We start from the raw sequence: 20,699 nt of genomic DNA, 5'->3' as shown, positions 1-20,699 counted from the left end.
TGAGGGTGGCGGCGTTGAATGAAGGACGAGCGACGTTTCAGCAGTTAGAAACCGTCTTGGCGTAAATGGTCGAAATTTATCGACTCGCCAGACACGCCATGCACCTTGCTGCGGATGTCCTCAAACATCTGGTCGTATTCTTTGTGGTTGGACAGCACCGCACCAAACCTGGGATGCAAGCCGTGTTTGTCAGCAATTCGAGTCAGCGTACTGGCGAAATTGAATACCGTGTCGCGATGCAATTCGACGTTCTCCTCGAACGGCTTACCTTGCACCTCACCGAGTATGCGGAAATGCACCATCTGGCCTTCAGTCGAATCTGTCCGCACCTCGTAATAGATATCAATTGAGAACTCGGGAGTACCGGGCATTTCAGTCAGGTTGGCACGGTGCAAATGGCCCGTTTTAAACATGCCTTACTCCTAGTGAGTTATGCCATCCGAGGTTGGGGGCATGCAGCAGTGTAGTGATGACTGAATGAGCAGTTGTTGCTTTAGATCAACCGGAAGCCTGCCAGGGGTAGGCTGAATCGCCTCGCTCTTTAGCAGATGCCTGCTGCCTTTACCGCAGAGGCGCTAGCAAATATCAGCGATGATTTACGGCTGGTTAGGTCGCGTATGGCAGTGATCTGCGGTCAGTGCCGCGTTAAACGCCGCAGTGTTTTGGCCTTTGCATCGCAACATGTTGCACTGCGTTTAGCCGAACTTAAAAAACTGGCGTAACCGACTCTGGGTAGAGGGCGGGCGCCAGTCCATTGCTCGCTGAAGAATCCAGCTACTCCGCTTGCTTTAGGCGTAGGCGCCTGCCGAATAGGTCAGCTCATAGCTGTGGCTGTAAATTTCCAGGATGTTGCCGAACGGGTCTTCCATGTAAACCATGCGGAACGGCTTCTCGCCAGGGAAGTACTCGCGAACTGGCATGCGCTGCTTGCCGCCAGCGGCGACAATTTTGGCGGCCAGGCCTTCGACGTCCGGGTCCTGTACGCAGAAGTGGAAAATGCCGGTCTTCCAGTATTCGAAGTTGTTATCTGGTTTTACCGCATTGCGGAATTGGAAGATTTCCACGCCAATACGGTCGCCGGTGGACATGTGGGCGATGCGAAACGAACCCCAGCCCGCGCCGAAAACGTCAGTGCACATCACGCCAATGGCCGACTCGTCTTCGCTGATGGTGGTCGCGGGCATGATCAGGTACCAGCCCATTACTTCGGTGTAGAACGTCACAGCGGCGTCGAGGTCGGTGACCGACAGGCCAATATGGGAAAAGCTGCGTGGGTAAACGGGAGACATAACCAGTACCTCAGGTTGAGTGGACAGAGGTCAGTTTAGTAAGCGATAGTCATAATCAAAATAATCATAAGATTATGGTTTCAATAAGAGATCGTTATGCTTAATCCGCAATGGCTGCGCACGTTCATCACACTTGTAGAGCAGGGTAACTTCACCCGCAGCGCCGAGCAGCTGGACCTGACCCAGGCGGCTGTCAGCCAGCATGTGCAGCGCCTTGAAGAGCGTTTGGGGCCGCTGTTGATCCGCCGCCCACGGCAACTCGAGTTAACTCCCGCCGGTCACGCCTTGCTGGCCTACTGCGCGGAAGTGGGGGCTGCGGATCAGCGCTTGCAGCAACGCCTGACTGAGTCTGATACCGAGCGGGGTGAGGTTGCACTGATCAGCCCCGGCAGTATTGGTTTGGCGTTGTATCCGCTCTTGCTGGAGGTGCAGCAATCCCATCCTGGCTTAAGCATCCGTCACCGTTTTGCCCCGGACCACGAAGTGCTCGATGCGGTATTGGAGAATCGTTTTGAACTGGGGTTAGTCACGCTCAAGCCTGACGACCCGCGCCTAACCGTTAGCCATTTCGCCGAGGAACCGCTGGAGTTGGTGGTGCCGGTAGGTGAGCAGGTTCATGGCTGGACCGACCTTGAGCGCCTGGGCTTTATCGATCACCCGGATGGTCAGGCCATGGCTGGGCGTCTGCTCAGCCGTCAGTTTCCCGGTGGACCAGGCGTGCGCAGCTTGCCTTGCCGCGGCTTTATCAATCAGATCAGCCTGATTCTTGAACCGGTGTCGCGTGGCTTGGGCTTCAGCGTACTACCGCGCTATGCGCGCCTGGCTTTTCCCCGGCCTGAGTCGATTCAGGTGATCGAAGGCGCCACTCAACTTATCGATACCCTATGGCTGTTGCACCGCGCGGAATGGCCCCTGTCGGCCCGTGCGGAATTAGTCTTGAAACGTATCCAACCGGCTTTTTTGTCGTCGCCGCGTGCAAGTCGATAGCGATAGAAATGTGCTTTTGACTGTGGCCTGCCGTGACGCCGCTTTGTTAGGTCGCGACGTTAAGGTGGTGGTTTACGGCTGAGCAGAACCGATGCGTGGGTTCGAGCACCGATCAAGGCTTTGCGATCGTGGCTCGTCGCCTATCGAGCGCTGCAAATACATGTCTCTACATAAATTGTACGTGATATATTGTTTGTACAAGTTTTAGTCATATCCATACCAACCTGTTAGGAATACCCATGGAATTAGTTAGCTTTGGTTCGAACGACATCGAAAACACGCTCTCCAAGATGTCTGCCGGGCAGCTCGATAAGGTTGCATTTGGCGCTATTCAGCTCGATGCATCGGGGAAAATTCTGCAGTACAACGCCGCTGAAGGTGACATCACTGGGCGCAAGCCGAGTGACGTAATTGGTAAGAGCTTCTTCCGTGATGTTGCCCCCTGCACCAATCGCCCTGAGTTCCAAGGCCGTTTCGCCGAGGGCGTTAAGAGTGGCAACCTCAACACCATGTTCGAATACGTCTTCGACTATCAAATGAAGCCCACCAAAGTAAAAGTGCACATGAAGAAGGCTCTGACCGGCGATACCTACTGGGTTTTCGTTAAGCGCCTCTGATTCACCCTTCATCTGTAATCAGCCAGCAGAGAACATCTTGAACCGACTTGAATTGGATAAAGCCAGCATCCTGGCTGTTATCGTCTCGCTGCTGGCTGATGAGCTCAAATCCCTGCGTCACCTGTCTTCACACCAAGTAGGTAGCGAGCGCTGGGATGCTTCAACCCTAGTCGGTGAAATGCCAGCAACCGCTGCGCCTGATCAAGACCCTGTCGCCATCGGTGCAGACTCCTTGGAGCTGCTGAGTCTGGCTACTTGTGTCGCTACGTTTTTCAACATCTATGACAGCGGTCTTGAAGACTATCTCCTGCGCTTCAAGACCCTTGGTGAATGGGCAGACTTGGTGGCTACTGCGCGTCAGCGCGGGTCTGAAAACATTACGTTTGCCACGTCCGGAAGCACCGGCGCGCCCAAGCAATGCCTGCAGCAATGGGATGCCTTGGTCGCCGAGGCTGTTTTTTTTGCGGAGTACTTTGTTAGGGGTTCCGACCAGCCGCTACAGCGCATCATCGCACTCAGCCCCTGTCATCATATTTATGGCTTTATCTTCAGCATACTGTTGCCCACGGCGCTGCAACTGCCTGTGATACGCGGCCTTAAAGCATTAGCAATGATCCCGCAACGCAAGCTGCAATCCGGCGACCTGATGATTGGTTTTCCGTTTATCTGGCGGCAGCTGAGCCGCCAGGGCGCCAGCTTTCCAGCGGGTGCTATCGGCATCACTTCTACCGGTCCTTGCGATCCTGCGATAATTCGTGATCTGCAGCGTCAAGGCCTGGCGCGCATGGTCGAGGTATACGGCTCAAGCGAGACGGCCGGCATTGGCGTTCGCAGCAACCCCGAGCAGCCTTTCAAGCTGCTTCCCCGATGGGAACGTGGCGCTCAGGACAACAGCTTGACCGAGTGTAAGACCGGTGCAGCCTACGAATTGAATGATCAATTGCGCTGGTTGGACACCGCCCATTTCTGCCCTGAAGGTCGCCGCGATGAAGCTGTGCAGGTAGGTGGGGTTAACGTCTTTCCCGCTCTTGTTGCCGAGCGCTTACAGCGTTTGCCAGAGCTCGCTGCGGTAGCTGTTCGGCTTATGTCTGCGCATGAAGGTGAACGCCTGAAAGCCTTCATCGTGCCGGCAGAGGGCTGCGGTGACCAAGCGTCTATCGAGGCGCTTCTGCATGCTTGGTGCATGCGCCATTTAACCGCAGCGGAACGCCCTAAAGTGTTCACTTTTGGCCTGGCACTGCCGCAGAACGCCATGGGTAAACAGAGCGACTGGGCAATTAGCGGCGGCGCGCCTGAGAGTTCTTTACCAATGGAAAATTCGGCGTCCATCTAGGCCACGATTGCTTACACCCTTCGCGGCAAGCTGCATTCACTCAGCCAGTGATCAGCAGTCTTGCGGGTGCATGTCTTGGAAGTGTTTTCACCAGCCATCTGTTGTTGCTCTGTGGAGTGGCTCTCCTGTTGTCGAGGCGTGCTGCGAGCCCCTTAATGGCTGTGCTGCAGCCGCGCCTTACGCCATTGATTATCGGCACAATCGCTAACTTTCTCGCGCTCTGTACGCTAACGGACAGAACTTCTTGGCTTTTCTCTCCATGATGCAGGGGTGCAGGCATAAGCCCGCAAGGGAGAGCTGTTCCGTTGCTCATAGGATGCTATGCAGACCCCCACTGACTCACGTAATAACCATCTGTTGGCTGCCTTACCTGAAGAAGATTTAGCGCGCCTGTTACCTTTTCTCGAGCTGATTGCATTGCCCGCCGGCACCGTGCTGTACGAGTCCGGGGAGCAAATGCGCTACCTTTACTTCCCAACCGACTCTATCGTTTCGCTGCTATACGGCGTTGAGGATGGCTCATCGGTGGAGGTTGCCGTCATGGGTAACGAAGGCGTGGTTGGTCTCGCCTTGTACATGGGTGGCGAAACCGCCCTCAGCCGAGCCATCGTGCAAAGCTCCGGCTCGGCCTACCGCATGAAGGGGCAGGTGCTCAAATCACCCTTCGGCAACGCCGGCCCGTTGCAACAGTTGCTGCTGCGTTATACCCAAGCACTACTGACGCAAATGGCCCAGCGCCTGGTCTGTACCCGTGCGCATTCGCTGGATCAGCAATTCTGCTGCTGGTTGTTGCAGTGCTTTGACCGCTTGCCGGCTATTCACCTGCAGATGACTCAAGAGTTGATTGCCAGCACGCTCGGAGTGCGGCGCGGCGGGGTTTCTGAAATGGCAGGCAACCTGCAGCGCGCAGGTTTCATTAGCTATCGGCGCGGTTGCATTACGTTGCTCGACCGCCGAGGTTTAGAGGGGCGCTCTTGTGAGTGCTATGCCGTGGTAAAAAACGAGTTCGAGCGTTTGTTTCCACGCGCCTTGCGCACGCTGCGCTATTGACCTTGATCGAGCGTGGGCACGATCAACATCTTCTTTACCTACACTGCCTTTCACAGGGCCTGCCGTCGCCATCACCGTCGATATGAGGGTTTGCGCATTGGGTGAGTTGGTATACAGCTTCTGCGCAACTCATCTGGCCGCACCACTTGAGCGTGTTGCAGTTAAAGCCGTCTGATGACGAATCAAACTGCGAGAAGGTTGTTTGGCGCTTTGGTTGGGCCGCCACTGGTGCCTCAGGCGCTGACCCTGTTTGCCCAGCACGACGCCACTCCCAGGGTGGCATTTGATCTGAGGATGGCAATGCCCACAGGCCACGTCGGTTGTTCTTTGCTTCAGCTTCCAAGACCAAGAGTGACTTGTCTTTTAGGTACAACGGATAAACCCACGCGGATCCTGAGCGGACTTGCGCAGCGTTCACGTCAACCCCATCCACTCTTATGGTCCGTGCGACAGTCCGGCCATAGTCATCCGTGTCCTGCACCTCCAGTCTCACTATTTCGCTGAGGATGAGGCCGGACAGTGACTGCTTGGAACGGTCGCCATAGGACTGGTTTAGCTCAGGTGCATCGATCTCGGCTAATCGAACTTTTATCTGTTCATTCGCGTCTGTAAGGCAAGTGAAGGTGTCGCCATCGCTGACGTTGAATACTTTACAGTTGCCAGCCAGGGTTATTGCGGGGGCCAAGGTCAAAACAAAAAACAGGCAACGGATCATCTACGCCTCCATGCGTTATTTGTGAAAAATGGGGATTGACGCTTCTTGCGCCAATCCCGTTTTTGTTTCAGCGCTGCGACAACGGCGGCGTAAGCGGCGGCACCATACGCTTGCAGCCGGTCGATTCAAACGCCGCCGCTATGCGCAGCAGCGCCGAGTCATCGTAGGCGCGGCCAGCGAAGGTCAGGCCGACAGGCATACCGATATCGGCCATTACGCCCATGGGTACAGTGACGGTAGGCACGCCCAGGTGGCGGATGGCCAGGTTGCCGTTGGCCACCCACACACCGTTGCTCCAAGCGATGTCAGCGGATGCGGGGTTTACATCGGCGTCTGCTGGACCAACGTCGGCGACGGTGGGGAACAGCACGGCGTCGAGGCCGAGTTGATCCATCCAGTCTTCCAGGTCGAGCTTGCGGGTTTGTTCCAGGCCGCGTAGGCCGTCGGCCAATGTGCTGATCTGGTCCCATGGGGTGATGCCGCGTTCGGCCATGCGCACGTATTCGTCCATACCAGCGGCTAAATCGCCTTCACGGTTAGGCAGAGTGCCAGGGTCGTGCGGGAAGATCTGCGGGCCATCGACGTCGACCAAGCGGTTAAGTGTGGGGTCGCCGTTGGCCTGGAGGAAGTCATCGAAGGCCCAGGCCGATAGGTCCCAGAGTTCGTGATGGAGAAACTCCGGGCTGACCATGCCGCGGTTGTACACGGTCGGCGCGCCTGGGCGGTCGCCTTCGCAGTTGGACACCAGCGGGAAGTCGACTTCGACCACTTCAGCACCAGCTACTTCAAGTGCCTTGCGCGCGGCTTCCCACAGCGCGATGACCGAGGGCCGGGTGTGGATGCGCTGGCCAGTCGGACCACCGATGCCTGGGGCTGCGCTGCTGCCGGCGTGTTCATCTTGGTTAATAAACATGCGCGGCACACCGAAGCGTTTGCCGGCCAGCGCTTCGGCGCTAGCGGCGAGTTCGGCATAAGCCGCTGGGCGCACCAAAGACGCCGCAGGAATGGGCACCCAGGGCTGCAAGCGCCACAAGTCGCCGCGCGTGTCGGCATCATCGGCGACTATTACGTCGAGCACATCAAGCAGGTCGGCCATGGTACGAGCGAACGGCACCACCACATCCATGGTCGGCGTTAGCGGCCAGTTGCCGCGTACCGAGATCACCCCGCGTGAAGGCGTATAGGCGCACAGGCCGTTGTTAGAGGCAGGGCCACGACCGCTCGACCAGGTTTCTTCGGCCAAGCCAAAGGCGGCAAAGCTAGCCGCTGTAGCTGTGCCTGCGCCGTTGGATGAACCTGAGGCGAAAGGTGCAGTGAGGTAATGAGCGTTGTACGGGCTTTGCGCGCGGCCATAAACGCCGCGCTGCATCCCGCCATTGGCCATGGGCGGCATATTGGTTTTACCCAGGCAAATAGCGCCCGCAGCGCGCAGACGCTCGATGGTGAAGGCGTCACGATGGGCCGTAAGGTCTTTGAAGGCCGGGCTGCCGGAAGCGGCGCTAAGGCCTTTGACCAGGTAGCTGTCTTTGGCCGTATAGGGAATACCGTCCAGTGGGCCTAGGGCCTCACCACGGGCGCGGCGGGCGTCGGATGCGTGTGCTTCCTTGAGCGCGGCGGGGTTGCGCACCACCAGGGCGTTGAGCTGGGTCGGTGTGTCGAGGCCGTCGTAGGCATCGATGCGCGCGTGATAGGCCTGCACCAACTCCACGGCCGTGGTCTGCCCGGCTTCGAGTGCAGCGCGCAATTGGGCAATAGAAACTTCGGTTACCTCGATCATGCTGTCACCGCGTGCTGTTGGAATTGTTTGGCGTGAGTATCGGCAGCGCGCTGGCGCTGTGATTCGCCAATGAAGGGGTTGCGCGGCCATTTGTGCGTGATCGTGTAGGCGGATAGGGCTGACATGGGCGCTCCAGATTGGCTGGCGAAAGGCGCAGGATAACGGGGATTGGCAATTTGGTCAGGTTGTAGGTTTTTCCCCGGGCGCAGAAATCGGTATGGTTGGAGCCCTTTCAACCCCTGCGCACTGGAGAACCCGATGAGCCTGCACGGTGAATACGATAGCCAGAATATCTTTGCCCAGATCATTCGCGGCGAAGCCCCTTGCTACAAACTCTACGAAGATGAAGAGGTGCTGGCCTTCCTCGATGTGTTTCCGCAGTCCTTCGGTCACACCCTGGTGATTCCTAAACGCTCGGCGGCGCGCAATCTGCTGGATGTCGATGCCGCCAGCCTGGGCAACATGATGGCGGTAGTACAGCAACTCACCGGCGTGCTGGTGGCCGAGCTTGAGCCTGCCGGGGTGCAGGTGGCGCAGTTTAATGGCGCGCCGGCGGGGCAGACGGTATTCCATATTCATGTGCATATCGTGCCGCGTTACGAGGGCGAGGCACTTGGCGCGCATGCTGCCGGTAAGGCTGAACCCGAACAACTGGCGGCGTTGCAGGCGCGGTTGCTCAAGCGTATCGCGGGCTGACCTGGCGGTATGCGCCTCTGTACTTGAGGTGGGTCGCGCCTGGGGCAATACTCCAGCGGCTCTGCTTACTTTTCACCTGCGCCCATGGAGGGCTCCCATGCGATTACTTGGTGCCGTTTTACCGCTATTGCTGTTGGCCGGCTGTTCGTCCTGGAAGCCCGCGCCGGAAGATATCAAGCCGGTACCGGCAGAGCGTTTGCTTGGCTATCAGCAGCCCCTTGAACAGGGCGGACAATTACGAGTCAACCGCGATGTCGGCGGTATGGGGGGTGGTTGCTATGTTGCGGTGCTGGTGGACCGCAAGGTGGCTGCGCGCATCGGCGTAGGTGAGCAGGTGCGCTTCTTGGTACCAAGTGGTACGCGGGTATTGAGCATTGGCATCGACGAGATGGACGATACCCTGTGCGGCAAAGGCCGCCTGCGCCGCGAACTGGCAGTGAACGTACAACCCGGCTCGCAACAGGATTTCCGCATCGTCAGCGATAATCGCAAGGGCTTCGATATCCTGCCGGTTAGCCAGTAACGCCCTGAATAGCCGGTCCCTATCAGGTGCCGGCCTGGCGTTCAGTGATGTTTCCCGCCGCAGCATGATCCTTCATTACGCCTGATGCTCCGCTCAGCGATAACGCGCGAGCAGGGCGGCGAATTCACCCTCTTGTTCCATCTGAACCATGGCCCGCAGCAGGGTCATGGTTGGCACATCCGCGGCGTCGCGGATGATGCAGGCGACCGGCTCGCTGGCCAGTTCGCTGAGTGCATGGAGGTGCTGCTGGGGCGCTCGATTACGGTTGAACCAGTGCAGCGACAGATCGTTGCTGATGGCGTAGTTGTAGCGGCGGGCCCCTAATTTAAGTAGCACTTGCTCCTGCGTACGCCCATCTTCGCGCTGGATCTGGCCGCTGGCGAACAGCGGCTCCAGGCGTGGATAGGAAAAGCCCATCACCGTGCCCAGACGTTCGTCGTGCAGCTGTTCAGGCTGCCGCGCTTCAGCGTGGGTGCCCACCAGCAAGTCACGCTGGACCATAAAGGGCCGGCTCCAGATAAACTGAGGATGAGAGTTGTTGACCCAATTCGGGCTGACGTAGCAGCGCACATCGATATCGCCATTGTTCATCGCGTGATGAACGCGCAGGCTGGGCATCACCAAAAACTCTGCTTTACGTCCAACCCGCGCCGCGAGCTGTTGCTGCAGGTCAAACAGAATGCCTTCCACGGCTCGGCCTTGCTCAAAACGCAGTATCGGCATGGCCCAGCTGTCGTTAATTGAAAAGCGAATCGCCCGCTCATCTGCAAGTGTCACAGCACTCAGCATGAGCAACAGCGGCGTAAGCAGCAACTTCAACACCAGTGCAGATCCTTTCTGGTCGTGGCCGTTCAGCGGGTCATTGGCAGGGCGGCGCCCATCAGTGCAAACAGCCCTCCGCAGCAACGGTTGAAGCCTTTACCGCTGCGTTGTAACCAGGGCCGCACACGATGAGCCATGCGCGCCAGCAGGTATTCTACGCTGCCTTCGACCACGGCAAAGGTCATGGCCATGATGGCGAACTGCAGCCAGAGATCGGCATGTGGGTCGAGAAATTGCGGCAGAAAAGCGCCAAAAAACAGGATCACCTTCGGGTTGGATAGCGCCGACAGCAGGCCCTGGCGGAATAGTTTCAGACCGCTGCGCTCAGTGGCTTTCTCGGCCATGCTCAAGTGCAAGGGCGGGGCGCGCCAGAGTTGAATGCCAAGCCAGATCAGGTAGGCACCGCCCAGCCATTTGAGAATGATCAGCGCCTGCGCTGAGGCTTGCAGCAAGGTGCCAATGCCGAGCATCGACAAGGCCATCAGCAGGGTAAAACCAAGCACGCCGCCACTGACCGTAAACAGGGTCTTACGGTGGCCATAGAGCGCGCCATGGCTGAGCGCAAGTAGGCCATTGGGGCCCGGTGTTAACGCCAGACCCAACACCGCGGTAACAAATAAAAGCCAGGTATGCAGGGCCATAAGGTAGGTATCCAAAAGCGTAAGGGGGCAGGGTCGTGCCTGCGGCCTCCGTTTTTTCACGCTGTGACTCGATAGTCAAGTGGCTGGCTGGCGCGCGTCTCCGCAGCTGGGTCAGGGCTAGCCGCGCTGGCTTCCTTGACGTTGTTGGCAAATGGCATGCTTGCGCTGGCCAACCTAATCATATTTACGCGTGCCGCTGAGCGCTGATGTGCCCACTATATTCAGGACTGAGGCGGTTGTTTCTGACGACTCAAGCGCCGGCGATTAGGCTTCGGCCGGATGTGTCTTGTGCGACGTTATGAGCATCTTTGCCTCATTAGCCGACAGCACGTTGCATCTGCCCTGACGTGCTGAGCGGACGAAGGCCCCATGGCTGTGGCAAACTCCGTGGTAAGTAACAGGCTGTTTCAGGGACTGAGTGTGCTGAGCCTGTCAGCCTATTTTTTGCTCATGGCCAGCCAGCCCTGGGCCTACTGCATAACTGGCCGCTGCCTGCGGCGAAGAACATGAGGAATGACTGTGCATAACGTCGTGATCAGCGGTACCGGCCTCTATACCCCGGCAAACAGTATTTCCAACGATGAGTTGGTCGAGTCATTCAACGCCTTCGTGCAGCAATTTAATGCCGATAACGCCGCGGCTATCGCCAGCGGTGAAGTCGACGCGCTGAGCGAGTCGAGCAGTGGTTTTATCGAAAAAGCCTCCGGTATCAAAAGCCGCTTTGTCATGGACAAAGCCGGCATTCTTGACCCACAGCGTATGGCCCCGCGCATTCCTGAGCGCAGCAATGACGAGTGGGGCATCCTCTGCGAAATGGCCGTCGGCGCCGCCAAAGACGCCCTGGCGCGTGCTGGTAAAACTGCCGCCGATATCGACGGGGTGATCGTTGCCTGCTCCAACTTGCAACGTGGCTACCCGGCCGTAGCCATTGAAGTGCAGGCCGCGTTGGGCATTCAGGGCTTTGGTTACGACATGAACGTGGCGTGCTCCTCGGCCACCTTTGGTATTCAGGCCGCCGCCAACAGCGTGCAACTGGGCCAGGCCCGGGCGATTTTGATGGTCAACCCGGAAATCTGCACCGGTCACCTAAACTTTCGTGACCGCGACAGTCACTTCATTTTCGGTGATGCGGCCACGGCAGTGATCATTGAGCGCGCTGACCAGGCCACCTCGGACTGTCAGTTCGATATCGTCGGCACCAAGCTGATTACTCAGTTCAGCAACAATATTCGCAACAACTTCGGCTTCCTCAACCGCTGTGCGGAGGAGGGCGTTGGTGCGCGCGACAAGCTGTTCGTTCAGGAAGGCCGCAAGGTGTTTAAGGACGTTTGCCCCATGGTTGCAGAACTGATTGCCGCGCACCTGGCGGAAAATCAGCTGAATGTCGGTGACGTGAAGCGCTTCTGGCTGCATCAGGCCAACCTCAACATGAACCTGCTGATCGCGCGCAAGCTGCTCGGCCGTGATGCTGAGCCAGGCGAAGCGCCGGTGATTCTCGACACCTACGCCAACACCAGTTCGGCCGGTTCGGTGATTGCCCTGCATAAATACCAAGATGACCTGCCGAGCGGCGCGCTGGGCGTGCTCAGCTCGTTCGGTGCGGGGTATTCCATTGGTAGCGTGATTCTGCGCAAACATTGATGGAGTACCCGGTTGATCAGGCGCTCCTAGTTCGCCTGCGTGCAGGCGAACAGAAAGCCTACCGTGAGCTAGTCGTCACCTATCAGGGGGCGATGCGCGCGGTGGCTTTTGCCATTGTTGGCAGCCGCAATGCTGACGAAGTGGTGCAAGATGCCTGGCTGGCCGTGGTGCGTAGCCTTGACGGTTTTCAGGCGCGCTCAAGCCTGAAAACCTGGCTGTTGACCATCACCGCCAACACTGCGAAAACCCGCCTGAAAGGCAATCGCCGCGAAGTGTTGCTCGACGATATTCCCTCACCCCATGGCAGTGTCGGCGATGAGCGTTTCAGGGAGAATGGCCATTGGTTACTTGCCCCGCATGCCTGGCATCACGACTCCCCGGAAGCACTGCTGAGCGAAGAGGAGTTGCGCGAGTGCCTGGAACATACCCTGGCCAGCCTGCCCGAACTGCAAGCCAGTGTTTTGCACTTGCGTGAGCGTGAAGGGTTGGAATTGCAGGCGATTTGTAATCTTTTGCAGGTGTCTCTCTCTAATGTGCGGGTACTGCTGCACCGTGCTCGACTCAAGGTTTTTGCCACCTTGGAGCATTTTGAGGAGACCGGACAATGTTGAGCTGCAAGGAGTTGGTGGCCCACTCCAGTGACTATATCGATGGTCAGATGGGGCTGCATAAGCGTCTGTCCGTGCGTATGCACCTGACCATGTGCGTCAATTGCCGGCGCTTTATTAAGCAGTTGCGCCTGGCCCAGGGGGTGCTGCGCCGCTTGCCGCGTGGGCAGAGTGCCGAGTTGGATGCGCTGGCTGGCAAGCTTGCCGAGTTGCGTCGCCAGCAGCGCTGAGTGCGCTGCTGGCGAATCGGTTTTATTCTTCGCTGTGCGCTGCTTTCAGCGCTTCGTAGGCCGGCGCGGCGTAAATGCCGACTTCCACCGCTAATGCCATCACCCTTTCCAAATCGCTGCTGTAGACCAGCACGGCTTGCAGCTCGTCATCCAGCGGCTCGCTGAAATCCAGCAACACATACCCCTTGGTTTCCGGCGACAGACTGGCGAGTTGCACCTGAATGCGGTTCAGCGCTTTTAGCGGTTCGACTTTGGCCAGTTGCTTGGGCTTAAGCACAAAGCTCACCTCTGGTCCGAACGATTCGACGATCTGCTGAAACAGCGCATCATAACTATCAGCCTGGAATAACACGGTTTCCGGCAGGCTGCCGATGACCATCCACTCACCCAGCGGAATAGGGAAGCTGTCGTCGTAGTTGATGTCCGGGTTGGCCGCGAGGAATGCCTGCGGGTCGGCATAGGCCTGGGCGGCGTCCTCGGCGATGCGTGCGATGTCGTTGGCCAGCATGCAGCCCGAGCTTATTTTACCGATCAGTTCTTCGAGCTGGGCTTTCATTCGGGTCATCCTGCAGGATCAAAAAGGCTGGCAAGAATAGCCGGAAATGGCCGTTACCGCTGCAGATGCTGCTTTTGGCTCACCTGCACGATGGTCATTTTCCTATTCTTTTAACGGCTCGCGATGGTGTCTGTCTGTACGCTAGCGTACAGATAAAATTCTAGATTGGATTACGCTGCTCTATGCGGTCAGAGCCCTATTCCGGTCGCGCACACCCCGTCCGCAGGATCTTGATCGGAGACAATGATGTCCGTAACCCCCAGTCCGCAGCAGAACCACCTTCTTGCCACGCTGCCCCGCGAGGTAGTGGAGCGTCTGTTGCCGCACCTTGAGTTAGTGGACATGCCGCTGGGTATGGTGCTCTACGAGTCGGGCGACACGTTGCGGCATGTCTACTTTCCGACTGACTCAATCGTATCCCTGCTGTATGTGATGGAAAGCGGCGCATCGGCGGAGATTTCCGTGGTGGGCAATGACGGGGTGATTGGCGTAGCGCTGTTTATGGGCGGTGAAAGCACCACCAGCCGCGCCATTGTGCAAAGTGCGGGGAGTGCCTACCGGGTGCTGGGCAAACGCTTTAAAGAAGAGTTCAACCGTCACGGCGAGATGCTGCATCTGATGCTGCGTTACAGCCAGGCGCTGATTACCCAGATGGCGCAGACGGCAGTGTGCAACCGTCATCACTCGATTGACCAGCAGCTGTGTCGCTGGTTGCTGTTGTCGCTTGATCGCCTGTCAGGTAGCCAATTGGCCATGACTCAGGAGCTGATCGCCAATATGCTCGGCGTGCGCCGTGAGGGCGTGACTGAAGCTGCCGGCAAGCTGCATCGCCTGGGTGTAATTGACTACAGCCGGGGGCTGATCACCGTGCGCGACCGCGAAAGACTCGAAAGCCTGAGTTGTGAATGCTACGCCGTGGTCAAGTCCGAAACTGATCGTTTACTGCCTTGCAATGCCCCCCATTTGACGCATTAAGTGGTGGCCCTGGCTTGGGTGCCGCAGCGCACAGAGCGCTGCCCGGCTACTCAGGCAGACTGCAATGGCGAGGGCGTCAAGCACCGTTATCGCGCCATTCTTTGGCAAGCGTCGTGCTAAGGACCAATGAATGTCTGCTATAGCACCGCGGCACATCCTCAGCCAGCTGATTGAAGGCCTGCCGAGCAAGCAACGCAAACAGCTACTCAACGTCTGTGAGCCGGTGGAACTGGTTTTTGGCAGTGTGCTGTATGAGGCCAATCAGCCGATTGGCCATGTGTATTTTCCGCTGAGTGCGTTTATAGCCCTGGTGACCACGCTAAAGGGTCACCAACCCCTGGAAATGGGCTTGATCGGCAATGAAGGCATGCTCGGCGCGACGCTCGCGTTAGGGGTTGCACAAGCGCCTATACGCGCGGTGGTGCAAGGCTCAGGCAGTGCCTTGCGCATTAGCAGTGTGCTGTTTCGGCAGCAGCTGCTGAGAAGCCCAGCTCTGTTGCGCACCCTTAAGCGCTATCTGTATGTAGTCATGGCGCAGTTGTCGCAGAGCGCGGCGTGCGTTCACTTTCATGAAATTGAGCCGCGTTTAGCGCGCTGGCTGCTGATGACCCATGACCGCGCCCATGCCAATCACTTTCACCTGACCCATGAGTTTCTGGCAGACATGCTCGGGGTGCGTCGTAGCGGTGTATCGATCGCCGCTGCCGCCTTGCAAGAGCGCGGTTTGATCAGCTACAGCCGGGGTGAAATCAAGATTCTCGACCGTGGTGGATTAGAGCATGCCGCCTGCGAGTGTTATGCCGCGTTGCAGGACGATTATCACGCGCAGTTCTAGGTGCAGGTGCTTACTGCCGTTTCGCTTGCCGGCGCCGGCACCGAAACAGCAGTAGGCTTTAGGTCCCGGTTGCTTGGCAAAGCGTATTGATTGGCGAGCTGATACCGCAGCGCAGTAAATTAGCAAAGCGCTCCACGCTGACCGGGTGGCTGAACAAAAACCCTTGGCCTTCGCCGCAGTGATGGTGGCGCAGGAACTCCAACTGCACCGCTTCTTCGATGCCTTCAGCAATCACCCGTTGCTTAAGGCTATTGCCCATGGCGATGACCGCATTGACGATGATGCCGTTAGTGCGGTGAATGTCTTTGATAAAGGATTGATCAATTTTCAGCACGTCGAGGGGGAATTGGCTGAGGTAGCTGAGGCTGGAATAGCCGGTGCCAAAGTCGTCCACCGCTAGCTGGACGCCCAGCGCCTTAAGCTGCTGCAAAATCGTCACGCTGGCCTCGGCGTCACGCATTAGTACGCTTTCGCTGATTTCTAGTTGCAAGTTGTGCGGCGGCAACCCTGAGACGGCCAAGGCGTTCGTCACGCTGGCGACAAAACTCTTATGGCGAAACTCCTGAGCTGAGATGTTCACCGCTATTGAGTCGAGCTGATAGCCACAATTTTCCCAGCGTTTGGCTTGGGTACAGGCTTGCACCAGCACCCAACGGCCGAGCGCTACGATCAGTCCGCAGGCTTCGGCTACCGGAATAAAGCGGGCCGGTAAAATCAACCCCCACGCCGGATGCTGCCAGCGGATCAGCGCTTCGGCGCTGGTAATTTTGCCGCTGTGCAGGTCAATCTTGGGTTGGTAGTGGAGGATGAACTCGCCGTTATCCATGGCTGTGCGCAGGTGCGCTTCAATCACTTGCCGTTCCACGGCGCGGCGGTTCATTTCACTGCGGAAGAACTGGTAGTTGTTGCGGCCTTCCTCCTTGGCCTGGTACATCGCCGTATCGGCATTTTTGATCAGATCCTGCGTCGTCTGGGCATCATTAGGGTAGGTGCTGATGCCGATGCTGGCGGTTATAAACAATTGCTGTTGAGCAATCACAAAGGTGGCCGCCAGGCTTTCGAGGATTTTTTCAGCCGTGTGCGCCGCATCTTCCGCCGAATGGTTTTGGCTCAGCAGCACGACAAACTCATCCCCGCCCATTCGGCTGACCGTATCCGAGCTGCGCACACAGCTACACAAGCGCAGAGCCACGGCTTGAAGCAGTTGGTCACCGATGCAGTGCCCGAGTGAGTCGTTGATGTGTTTGAAGTTGTCCAAGTCAAGAAACAGCAGGGCCAGTTCGCTGTTGTGGCGCTCGGCCAGGCCAATGGCCTGGGTGATGCGGTCATTCAGCAGGGAGCGATTGGGCAGGTTAGTCAGGCTGTCGTGTTGCGCCTGATGGGCCATTTTTTCGGTTATCGCGTGGGCCGCAGCGATGTCATGAAAGACCATCACCGCGCCTTTGAGGTGCCCTGCTGAGTCATGGATCGGCGCGGCGCTATCTTCGATGGCCGATTCGCTGCCGTCACGGCGGATCAGGATGGTGCCGGTGGCCAGCAGCTTGCAGGCATCGTCTTGGAGGACCTTGAAAATCGGGTTGGTAACGGGTGCGCGGGTTTGGTCATTAACCAGGCGCATAACGCTGTCGATCGGCTGGTTTTGCGCGTCGGCTTGTAACCAGCCAGTCATCTGTTCGGCCGCGCTATTGAGGTAGTCGACGTTACCGTGCAGGTCGGTGCCGATGACCGCATCGCTGATTGAGTTCAGGGTGATGATCAGGCGCGCCTTTTCCACAAACAGCGCTTCTTCAACCGCTTTACGGCGGATGATATTGCGCAGCGCTTGTGGCACCAGGGCACTGCCGAAATGCCCCTTGGACAGGCTGCCCTGAGCGCCAAGGCGGATCGCTTCAGCCGTCTGCTGGTCAGCATCAAGCTCGCTAAGGGTCATGATTGGAATGCCCGGCGCCAGGGCAAACAATTGGCTAAAGGTAGCCAGACCTTGGCTGTCGGGTAACGCTAAATCAATCAAGATGGCATCAATCGCTACAGGCTCCTTAAGCCGCAAGCGCTCCAGGGCCAGGCTCAGGCGGGTCACCCATTCAATGCAAAAAGGGCCGTCGTGGGCTCTGTCCAAAACCTTATCCAGGGTGGCAGCGTCGTCGCTGTTAGCGGTGATGACCAGAATGTGATTAACCATGTTGCCGACACTTCCTAGCGAGGGTTACGCCGGATTTGGCGCGCCTGCGGTTGCGGATGCAGCGTTAGCTCATGTGAGCGCTCGCTTAGCCTGTGTTTTAGAAACGCAACCTGGGAAGCAGCGGGGCAGCCGAGTCGGACGGTTTTACTGAGTGGCTGAGCCACTGGCCGGCATTGCGCTTAGCCGGCAGTTGCCGATCGGCCGCCACGGGTTGTAAGGCTGCTTTGTCCAGGCTACTGCGCGTGCTTAAAGCGTGTGTGCGGGTCTGCTGAGGGGCGGTAATGAATACCGCCGGAGCAAGTAAACCCTCTGCCTGTGCAGCGGCGCTGAGCAGTAACAGAAGCAAAAGGCTGTGCTGGGCGATTGAACGTACGTATCCGAGCCTGTGCATGACATTTCTCCACGGCAGTGGACGGTTGCTAGGCGTCTTTCCTTAACGCACAACGTCCAAGCGCGCGATGACCTGCGACATGACGTCGATAACTGCAGCTTTAGCCTATTTAGTTAGTCACCCCGGGCGGGCCGAGGGTGATTCCGGGTAACCCACGCAGCCCTTGGCCAATTAACAGGCCTAGGAAGCGCAGCACTAGATTTAACGATTGGCGCGGCGCTGTCGGTGCGCAAGCGCACTTAGCGAGTCTCCCCGAGCGCAGGCCCGATTACACCAGCAGGGCTGCTAGACTGGCGCACGTTCTACCGCCCTGAGATTATCTGGAGTCTGATGTGAGCCCGCGTATTCACCCTTTGGCCGGTCAGCCGGCACCCATCTCGATGTTGACCGATATCACTGCACTGCTGGCCGCCTATTACGACCTGCAGCCAGACCCCACAGTGGCCAGCCAGCGCGTGGCATTTGGTACGTCCGGGCACCGCGGCAGTTCTCTGGCGCACAGCTTCAATGAAGCGCATGTGCTGGCCATCAGCCAGGCGATTTGTGATTACCGGGTAGCGCAGGGCATCAGCGGGCCGTTGTTTATCGGCGCGGATACCCATGCGCTGTCGCAACCGGCGCTGGACAGCGCGATTGAAGTGCTGGCCGCCAATGGCGTGCAAACAATGATCTCCGCCGGTGGCGAGTTCACTCCGACGCCCGCGATCAGCCAGGCCATTCTGGTGCATAACCAGGGCCGCAGCAGCGGCTTGGCCGATGGCATCGTCATCACCCCGTCGCACAACCCGCCGGACAGTGGCGGCTTCAAGTACAACCCCACTAACGGCGGCCCAGCCGACAGCGACATCACCAGCTGGGTGCAGAACCGTGCCAACGCGCTGCTTGAAGGTGGCTTGCGTGAGGTTAAGCGCATGCCCCTGGCGCAGGCGCGCCAGGCCGCCAATGTGCATGAGTACGATTACCTCAGTGCCTATGTGAATGACCTGGGCAACGTCATCGACTTTGCCCCAATTCGCGCCGCTGGCTTGCACCTGGGCGTCGATCCGCTGGGCGGTGCAGGCGTGCATTACTGGGGGCGGATTGCCGAGCAGTACGGCCTTAATCTGGACGTAGTAAGCCAGACCATCGACCCGCAGTTTGCCTTTATGAGCCTGGACTGGGATGGGCAGATCCGCATGGACCCATCCTCCAGCCATGCCATGCAGCGCCTCATCAGCTTGAAAAACGGTTACGACATCGCCTTTGCCTGCGACACCGATTACGACCGTCACGGCATCGTCGCGCCGAGTGTCGGCTTGTTGCCGGCCAACCACTTCCTCAGCGTGGCCATCGATTACCTGTTCCAGCATCGTCCACAGTGGAGCGCCACCGCGGCGGTGGGCAAGACCCTGGTCAGCAGCGCGATGATCGACCGCGTTAGCCAGCGCCTGGGCCGGCCAATACAGGAAGTGCCGGTGGGCTTTAAATGGTTTGCCAGCGGCCTGTTCGATGGCTCCCTGGGCTTTGGCGGTGAGGAAAGCGCCGGTGCGACCTTCCTACGCCGTGATGGTCGGGTCTGGACCACCGATAAGGACGGCATCGCCCTGGCGCTGCTCTCGGCAGAAATGACTGCGGTTTGCGGGCGCGACCCTGGCGAGTTGTACCAAGGCCTGAGCGATGAGTTCGGCGCGATCTACGCCGACCGCGTTGATGCGCCCGCGACACCCGCGCAGAAGAAGGCCTTGGGCAAACTCTCGCCCGCACAAATCAGCAGCCGTGAACTGGCCGGCGATGCCATCATCCAGGTGCTGGATAAGGCACCAGGTAACGGCGCGGCGATTGGCGGGATCAAGGTGATCAGCGACGGCGGCTGGTTCGCCGCGCGGCCGTCGGGCACTGAAGATATCTACAAGATCTACGCCGAAAGCTTCCGCGATGAAGCGCACTTGCAGCGCATCTTCAGTGAGGCGCAGCAGATTGTGGATGGCGCATTGGCCGCCGAATAGCGCAACGCTCATGGGTTCGATAGCGCACCGACACGGGCCATTTTCGCGCGCAGGATGATGCGACGCTTGGGTGCCATCTTGGCACCTGATGTTCCGGCGTGCTGCAGTGACTCATCAAGGAGAACGCCATGAGCCTGGGTACTATTCTATTGATCGTGCTGGTGCTGTTATTGATCGGCGCCATACCCGCTTGGCCACACAGCAAAAGCTGGGGTTACGGGCCTACGGGCGGTTTGGGCGTAGTGGTGATTGTGCTGGTGGTGCTGCTCGTAATGGGCATAATTTAAAGCTGCCATGCCAACATGCGTAACCTTTGTCGGAGCGGACTTGCCCGCGAATCGATGTCGACAGCAAAGCATCGCGGGCATGAACTCGGCGTCCCCGCCGCTCCTACCGGTTGCGTCGAACCTTCCACCTGATCTGATCAGGCGTTAGGCTGCGCAGCGAATCCCTCGTTGTGGTCAGCGCATGTATCGTCTTGATCTGAAAATCCGCCTGCATAACGGCAGCGATATTGCCATCGGCCCCGGCAAGGCCGAGCTGCTGGCGGCGATTGCTGAGCATGGCTCGATCAGCGCGGCTGCACGTGCTTTGGGCATGTCTTACCGGCGCGCCTGGCTGCTGGTGGAAACCATGAACCGTAGTTTTAAGCAGCCACTGGTCAGCACCCTGGCCGGTGGCAAGCACGGCGGTGGCACCCAGCTCACCGCCACCGGCGAGCAGGTACTGCAACGCTACCGCGGCATTTGCGCCGCTGCCCAAGTGGCTGTGCAAAGTGGCTGTGATGAACTGGCCGAGCTAATGGCCGAGCTTGTCCCGCTCGACCAAGCTGATCGTTGAAAAAACCAT

At 58.3% G+C, this 20,699-nt stretch carries 22 protein-coding genes; 14 read left to right on the top strand and 8 right to left on the bottom strand.

What is annotated here, in order from left to right; all coding sequences use genetic code 11:
• Window positions 1-44 precede the first annotated feature (44 nt).
• Window positions 45-413, bottom strand: a complete 369-nt coding sequence (locus tag BMZ32_RS18030; RefSeq protein WP_090244582.1) for a DUF5064 family protein — start codon at window positions 411-413, stop codon at window positions 45-47.
• 375 nt (window positions 414-788) lie between these two features.
• Window positions 789-1,289, bottom strand: coding sequence for a lactoylglutathione lyase family protein (locus BMZ32_RS18025; protein WP_090244580.1), 501 nt, complete (start codon window positions 1,287-1,289; stop codon window positions 789-791).
• A gap of 96 nt (window positions 1,290-1,385) precedes the next feature.
• On the opposite strand from BMZ32_RS18025, the gene BMZ32_RS18020 reads away from it, so the two are divergent.
• From BMZ32_RS18020 to BMZ32_RS18005, 4 genes are all read left to right on the top strand, one after another.
• Window positions 1,386-2,276: a LysR family transcriptional regulator gene (locus BMZ32_RS18020; RefSeq protein ID WP_090244578.1), complete on the top strand. Its 891-nt coding sequence runs from the start codon at window positions 1,386-1,388 to the stop codon at window positions 2,274-2,276.
• 239 nt (window positions 2,277-2,515) lie between these two features.
• Complete coding sequence (pyp, locus tag BMZ32_RS18015) at window positions 2,516-2,893, top strand: photoactive yellow protein (protein WP_090244576.1); 378 nt, start codon at window positions 2,516-2,518, stop codon at window positions 2,891-2,893.
• A 37-nt stretch (window positions 2,894-2,930) separates the two neighbouring features.
• Window positions 2,931-4,226 (top strand): 4-coumarate--CoA ligase, encoded by a 1,296-nt coding sequence (gene pcl / locus BMZ32_RS18010; RefSeq protein ID WP_167376779.1) that lies wholly within the window; start codon window positions 2,931-2,933, stop codon window positions 4,224-4,226.
• 321 nt (window positions 4,227-4,547) lie between these two features.
• Window positions 4,548-5,276 (top strand): Crp/Fnr family transcriptional regulator, encoded by a 729-nt coding sequence (locus BMZ32_RS18005; protein WP_090244572.1) that lies wholly within the window; start codon window positions 4,548-4,550, stop codon window positions 5,274-5,276.
• A gap of 34 nt (window positions 5,277-5,310) precedes the next feature.
• Here the strand turns inward: BMZ32_RS18005 and BMZ32_RS18000 are convergent, their stop codons facing one another.
• Together BMZ32_RS18000 and BMZ32_RS17995 are read right to left on the bottom strand one after the other, a co-directional pair.
• Window positions 5,311-5,991 (bottom strand): thermonuclease family protein, encoded by a 681-nt coding sequence (locus BMZ32_RS18000; RefSeq protein WP_090244570.1) that lies wholly within the window; start codon window positions 5,989-5,991, stop codon window positions 5,311-5,313.
• Between the two features lie 67 nt (window positions 5,992-6,058).
• Window positions 6,059-7,768 (bottom strand): amidase, encoded by a 1,710-nt coding sequence (locus BMZ32_RS17995; RefSeq protein WP_090244568.1) that lies wholly within the window; start codon window positions 7,766-7,768, stop codon window positions 6,059-6,061.
• A 258-nt stretch (window positions 7,769-8,026) separates the two neighbouring features.
• Here BMZ32_RS17995 and BMZ32_RS17990 point away from each other — a divergent pair, with 258 nt between their 5' ends.
• Window positions 8,027-8,464, top strand: a complete 438-nt coding sequence (locus tag BMZ32_RS17990) for an HIT family protein (protein WP_090244566.1) — start codon at window positions 8,027-8,029, stop codon at window positions 8,462-8,464.
• Window positions 8,465-8,561: 97 nt separating this feature from the next.
• Entirely contained in the window at window positions 8,562-8,987 is a 426-nt protein-coding gene (locus BMZ32_RS17985; protein ID WP_090244564.1) for a 3-isopropylmalate dehydratase, read from the top strand.
• A gap of 93 nt (window positions 8,988-9,080) precedes the next feature.
• Here the strand turns inward: BMZ32_RS17985 and BMZ32_RS17980 are convergent, their stop codons facing one another.
• Complete coding sequence (locus tag BMZ32_RS17980) at window positions 9,081-9,809, bottom strand: substrate-binding periplasmic protein (RefSeq protein WP_244154009.1); 729 nt, start codon at window positions 9,807-9,809, stop codon at window positions 9,081-9,083.
• Between the two features lie 29 nt (window positions 9,810-9,838).
• The gene (locus BMZ32_RS17975; protein ID WP_090244562.1) at window positions 9,839-10,450 is read right to left on the bottom strand and encodes a LysE family translocator; all 612 of its coding nucleotides are present in this window, start codon (window positions 10,448-10,450) and stop codon (window positions 9,839-9,841) included.
• A 519-nt stretch (window positions 10,451-10,969) separates the two neighbouring features.
• Between BMZ32_RS17975 and BMZ32_RS17970 the strand changes: the two genes are divergently transcribed.
• Genes BMZ32_RS17970 through BMZ32_RS17960 form a run of 3 tightly spaced genes read left to right on the top strand, consistent with a single transcriptional unit; the run spans window position 10,970 to window position 12,929 of the window.
• The gene (locus BMZ32_RS17970) at window positions 10,970-12,091 is read left to right on the top strand and encodes a beta-ketoacyl-ACP synthase III (protein ID WP_090244736.1); all 1,122 of its coding nucleotides are present in this window, start codon (window positions 10,970-10,972) and stop codon (window positions 12,089-12,091) included.
• Complete coding sequence (locus BMZ32_RS17965; protein ID WP_090244561.1) at window positions 12,091-12,702, top strand: RNA polymerase sigma factor; 612 nt, start codon at window positions 12,091-12,093, stop codon at window positions 12,700-12,702. The genes BMZ32_RS17970 and BMZ32_RS17965 overlap by 1 nt, the downstream gene beginning before the upstream one ends.
• Window positions 12,696-12,929, top strand: a complete 234-nt coding sequence (locus BMZ32_RS17960) for an anti-sigma factor family protein (RefSeq protein WP_090244559.1) — start codon at window positions 12,696-12,698, stop codon at window positions 12,927-12,929. Before BMZ32_RS17965 ends, BMZ32_RS17960 begins: the two co-directional genes overlap by 7 nt.
• 22 nt (window positions 12,930-12,951) lie before the next feature.
• Here BMZ32_RS17960 and BMZ32_RS17955 read toward each other — a convergent pair whose 3' ends face one another.
• Window positions 12,952-13,485 (bottom strand): hypothetical protein, encoded by a 534-nt coding sequence (locus BMZ32_RS17955; RefSeq protein ID WP_090244555.1) that lies wholly within the window; start codon window positions 13,483-13,485, stop codon window positions 12,952-12,954.
• A 246-nt stretch (window positions 13,486-13,731) separates the two neighbouring features.
• Between BMZ32_RS17955 and BMZ32_RS17950 the strand changes: the two genes are divergently transcribed.
• Entirely contained in the window at window positions 13,732-14,460 is a 729-nt protein-coding gene (locus BMZ32_RS17950; RefSeq protein WP_090244552.1) for a Crp/Fnr family transcriptional regulator, read from the top strand.
• A 130-nt stretch (window positions 14,461-14,590) separates the two neighbouring features.
• Window positions 14,591-15,295, top strand: a complete 705-nt coding sequence (locus tag BMZ32_RS17945; RefSeq protein ID WP_090244550.1) for a Crp/Fnr family transcriptional regulator — start codon at window positions 14,591-14,593, stop codon at window positions 15,293-15,295.
• A gap of 58 nt (window positions 15,296-15,353) precedes the next feature.
• Here BMZ32_RS17945 and BMZ32_RS17940 read toward each other — a convergent pair whose 3' ends face one another.
• On the bottom strand, window positions 15,354-17,474 hold the full coding sequence (locus BMZ32_RS17940) for a putative bifunctional diguanylate cyclase/phosphodiesterase (protein ID WP_090244548.1): 2,121 nt from the start codon (window positions 17,472-17,474) through the stop codon (window positions 15,354-15,356).
• Between the two features lie 723 nt (window positions 17,475-18,197).
• On the opposite strand from BMZ32_RS17940, the gene pgm reads away from it, so the two are divergent.
• The 3 genes from pgm to BMZ32_RS17920 all read left to right on the top strand — a co-directional run bounded on the left by pgm (window position 18,198) and on the right by BMZ32_RS17920 (window position 20,690).
• Window positions 18,198-19,850 (top strand): phosphoglucomutase (alpha-D-glucose-1,6-bisphosphate-dependent), encoded by a 1,653-nt coding sequence (pgm, locus tag BMZ32_RS17930; protein ID WP_090244544.1) that lies wholly within the window; start codon window positions 18,198-18,200, stop codon window positions 19,848-19,850.
• A gap of 128 nt (window positions 19,851-19,978) precedes the next feature.
• Window positions 19,979-20,137 (top strand): DUF3309 family protein, encoded by a 159-nt coding sequence (locus BMZ32_RS17925; RefSeq protein WP_090244542.1) that lies wholly within the window; start codon window positions 19,979-19,981, stop codon window positions 20,135-20,137.
• A 181-nt stretch (window positions 20,138-20,318) separates the two neighbouring features.
• Window positions 20,319-20,690, top strand: coding sequence for a winged helix-turn-helix domain-containing protein (locus tag BMZ32_RS17920; RefSeq protein WP_090244540.1), 372 nt, complete (start codon window positions 20,319-20,321; stop codon window positions 20,688-20,690).
• The last annotated feature ends 9 nt before the right edge of the window (window positions 20,691-20,699 follow it).

This window comes from Pseudomonas guineae (assembly GCF_900113745.1).
Taxonomy (GTDB): domain Bacteria; phylum Pseudomonadota; class Gammaproteobacteria; order Pseudomonadales; family Pseudomonadaceae; genus Aquipseudomonas; species Aquipseudomonas guineae.
This window is presented reverse-complemented; position numbering and strand designations above follow the sequence as displayed.

Bases quoted from the DNA above. Each gene is read 5' to 3' on its own strand.
- BMZ32_RS18005 (WP_090244572.1), top strand. From the start codon at position 4,548: ATGCAGACCCCCACTGACTCACGTAATAACCATCTGTTGGCTGCCTTA.
- BMZ32_RS18000 (WP_090244570.1), bottom strand. From the start codon at position 5,991: ATGATCCGTTGCCTGTTTTTTGTTTTGACCTTGGCCCCCGCAATAACC.
- BMZ32_RS17985 (WP_090244564.1), top strand. From the start codon at position 8,562: ATGCGATTACTTGGTGCCGTTTTACCGCTATTGCTGTTGGCCGGCTGT.
- BMZ32_RS18025 (WP_090244580.1), bottom strand. From the start codon at position 1,289: ATGTCTCCCGTTTACCCACGCAGCTTTTCCCATATTGGCCTGTCGGTC.
- BMZ32_RS17965 (WP_090244561.1), top strand. From the start codon at position 12,091: ATGGAGTACCCGGTTGATCAGGCGCTCCTAGTTCGCCTGCGTGCAGGC.
- BMZ32_RS17940 (WP_090244548.1), bottom strand. From the start codon at position 17,474: ATGGTTAATCACATTCTGGTCATCACCGCTAACAGCGACGACGCTGCC.
- BMZ32_RS18030 (WP_090244582.1), bottom strand. From the start codon at position 413: ATGTTTAAAACGGGCCATTTGCACCGTGCCAACCTGACTGAAATGCCC.
- BMZ32_RS17950 (WP_090244552.1), top strand. From the start codon at position 13,732: ATGTCCGTAACCCCCAGTCCGCAGCAGAACCACCTTCTTGCCACGCTG.
- BMZ32_RS17925 (WP_090244542.1), top strand. From the start codon at position 19,979: ATGAGCCTGGGTACTATTCTATTGATCGTGCTGGTGCTGTTATTGATC.
- BMZ32_RS17995 (WP_090244568.1), bottom strand. From the start codon at position 7,768: ATGATCGAGGTAACCGAAGTTTCTATTGCCCAATTGCGCGCTGCACTC.
- BMZ32_RS17960 (WP_090244559.1), top strand. From the start codon at position 12,696: ATGTTGAGCTGCAAGGAGTTGGTGGCCCACTCCAGTGACTATATCGAT.
- BMZ32_RS17975 (WP_090244562.1), bottom strand. From the start codon at position 10,450: ATGGCCCTGCATACCTGGCTTTTATTTGTTACCGCGGTGTTGGGTCTG.
- BMZ32_RS18020 (WP_090244578.1), top strand. From the start codon at position 1,386: ATGCTTAATCCGCAATGGCTGCGCACGTTCATCACACTTGTAGAGCAG.
- BMZ32_RS17955 (WP_090244555.1), bottom strand. From the start codon at position 13,485: ATGAAAGCCCAGCTCGAAGAACTGATCGGTAAAATAAGCTCGGGCTGC.
- pyp (WP_090244576.1), top strand. From the start codon at position 2,516: ATGGAATTAGTTAGCTTTGGTTCGAACGACATCGAAAACACGCTCTCC.
- BMZ32_RS17945 (WP_090244550.1), top strand. From the start codon at position 14,591: ATGTCTGCTATAGCACCGCGGCACATCCTCAGCCAGCTGATTGAAGGC.
- BMZ32_RS17990 (WP_090244566.1), top strand. From the start codon at position 8,027: ATGAGCCTGCACGGTGAATACGATAGCCAGAATATCTTTGCCCAGATC.
- BMZ32_RS17920 (WP_090244540.1), top strand. From the start codon at position 20,319: ATGTATCGTCTTGATCTGAAAATCCGCCTGCATAACGGCAGCGATATT.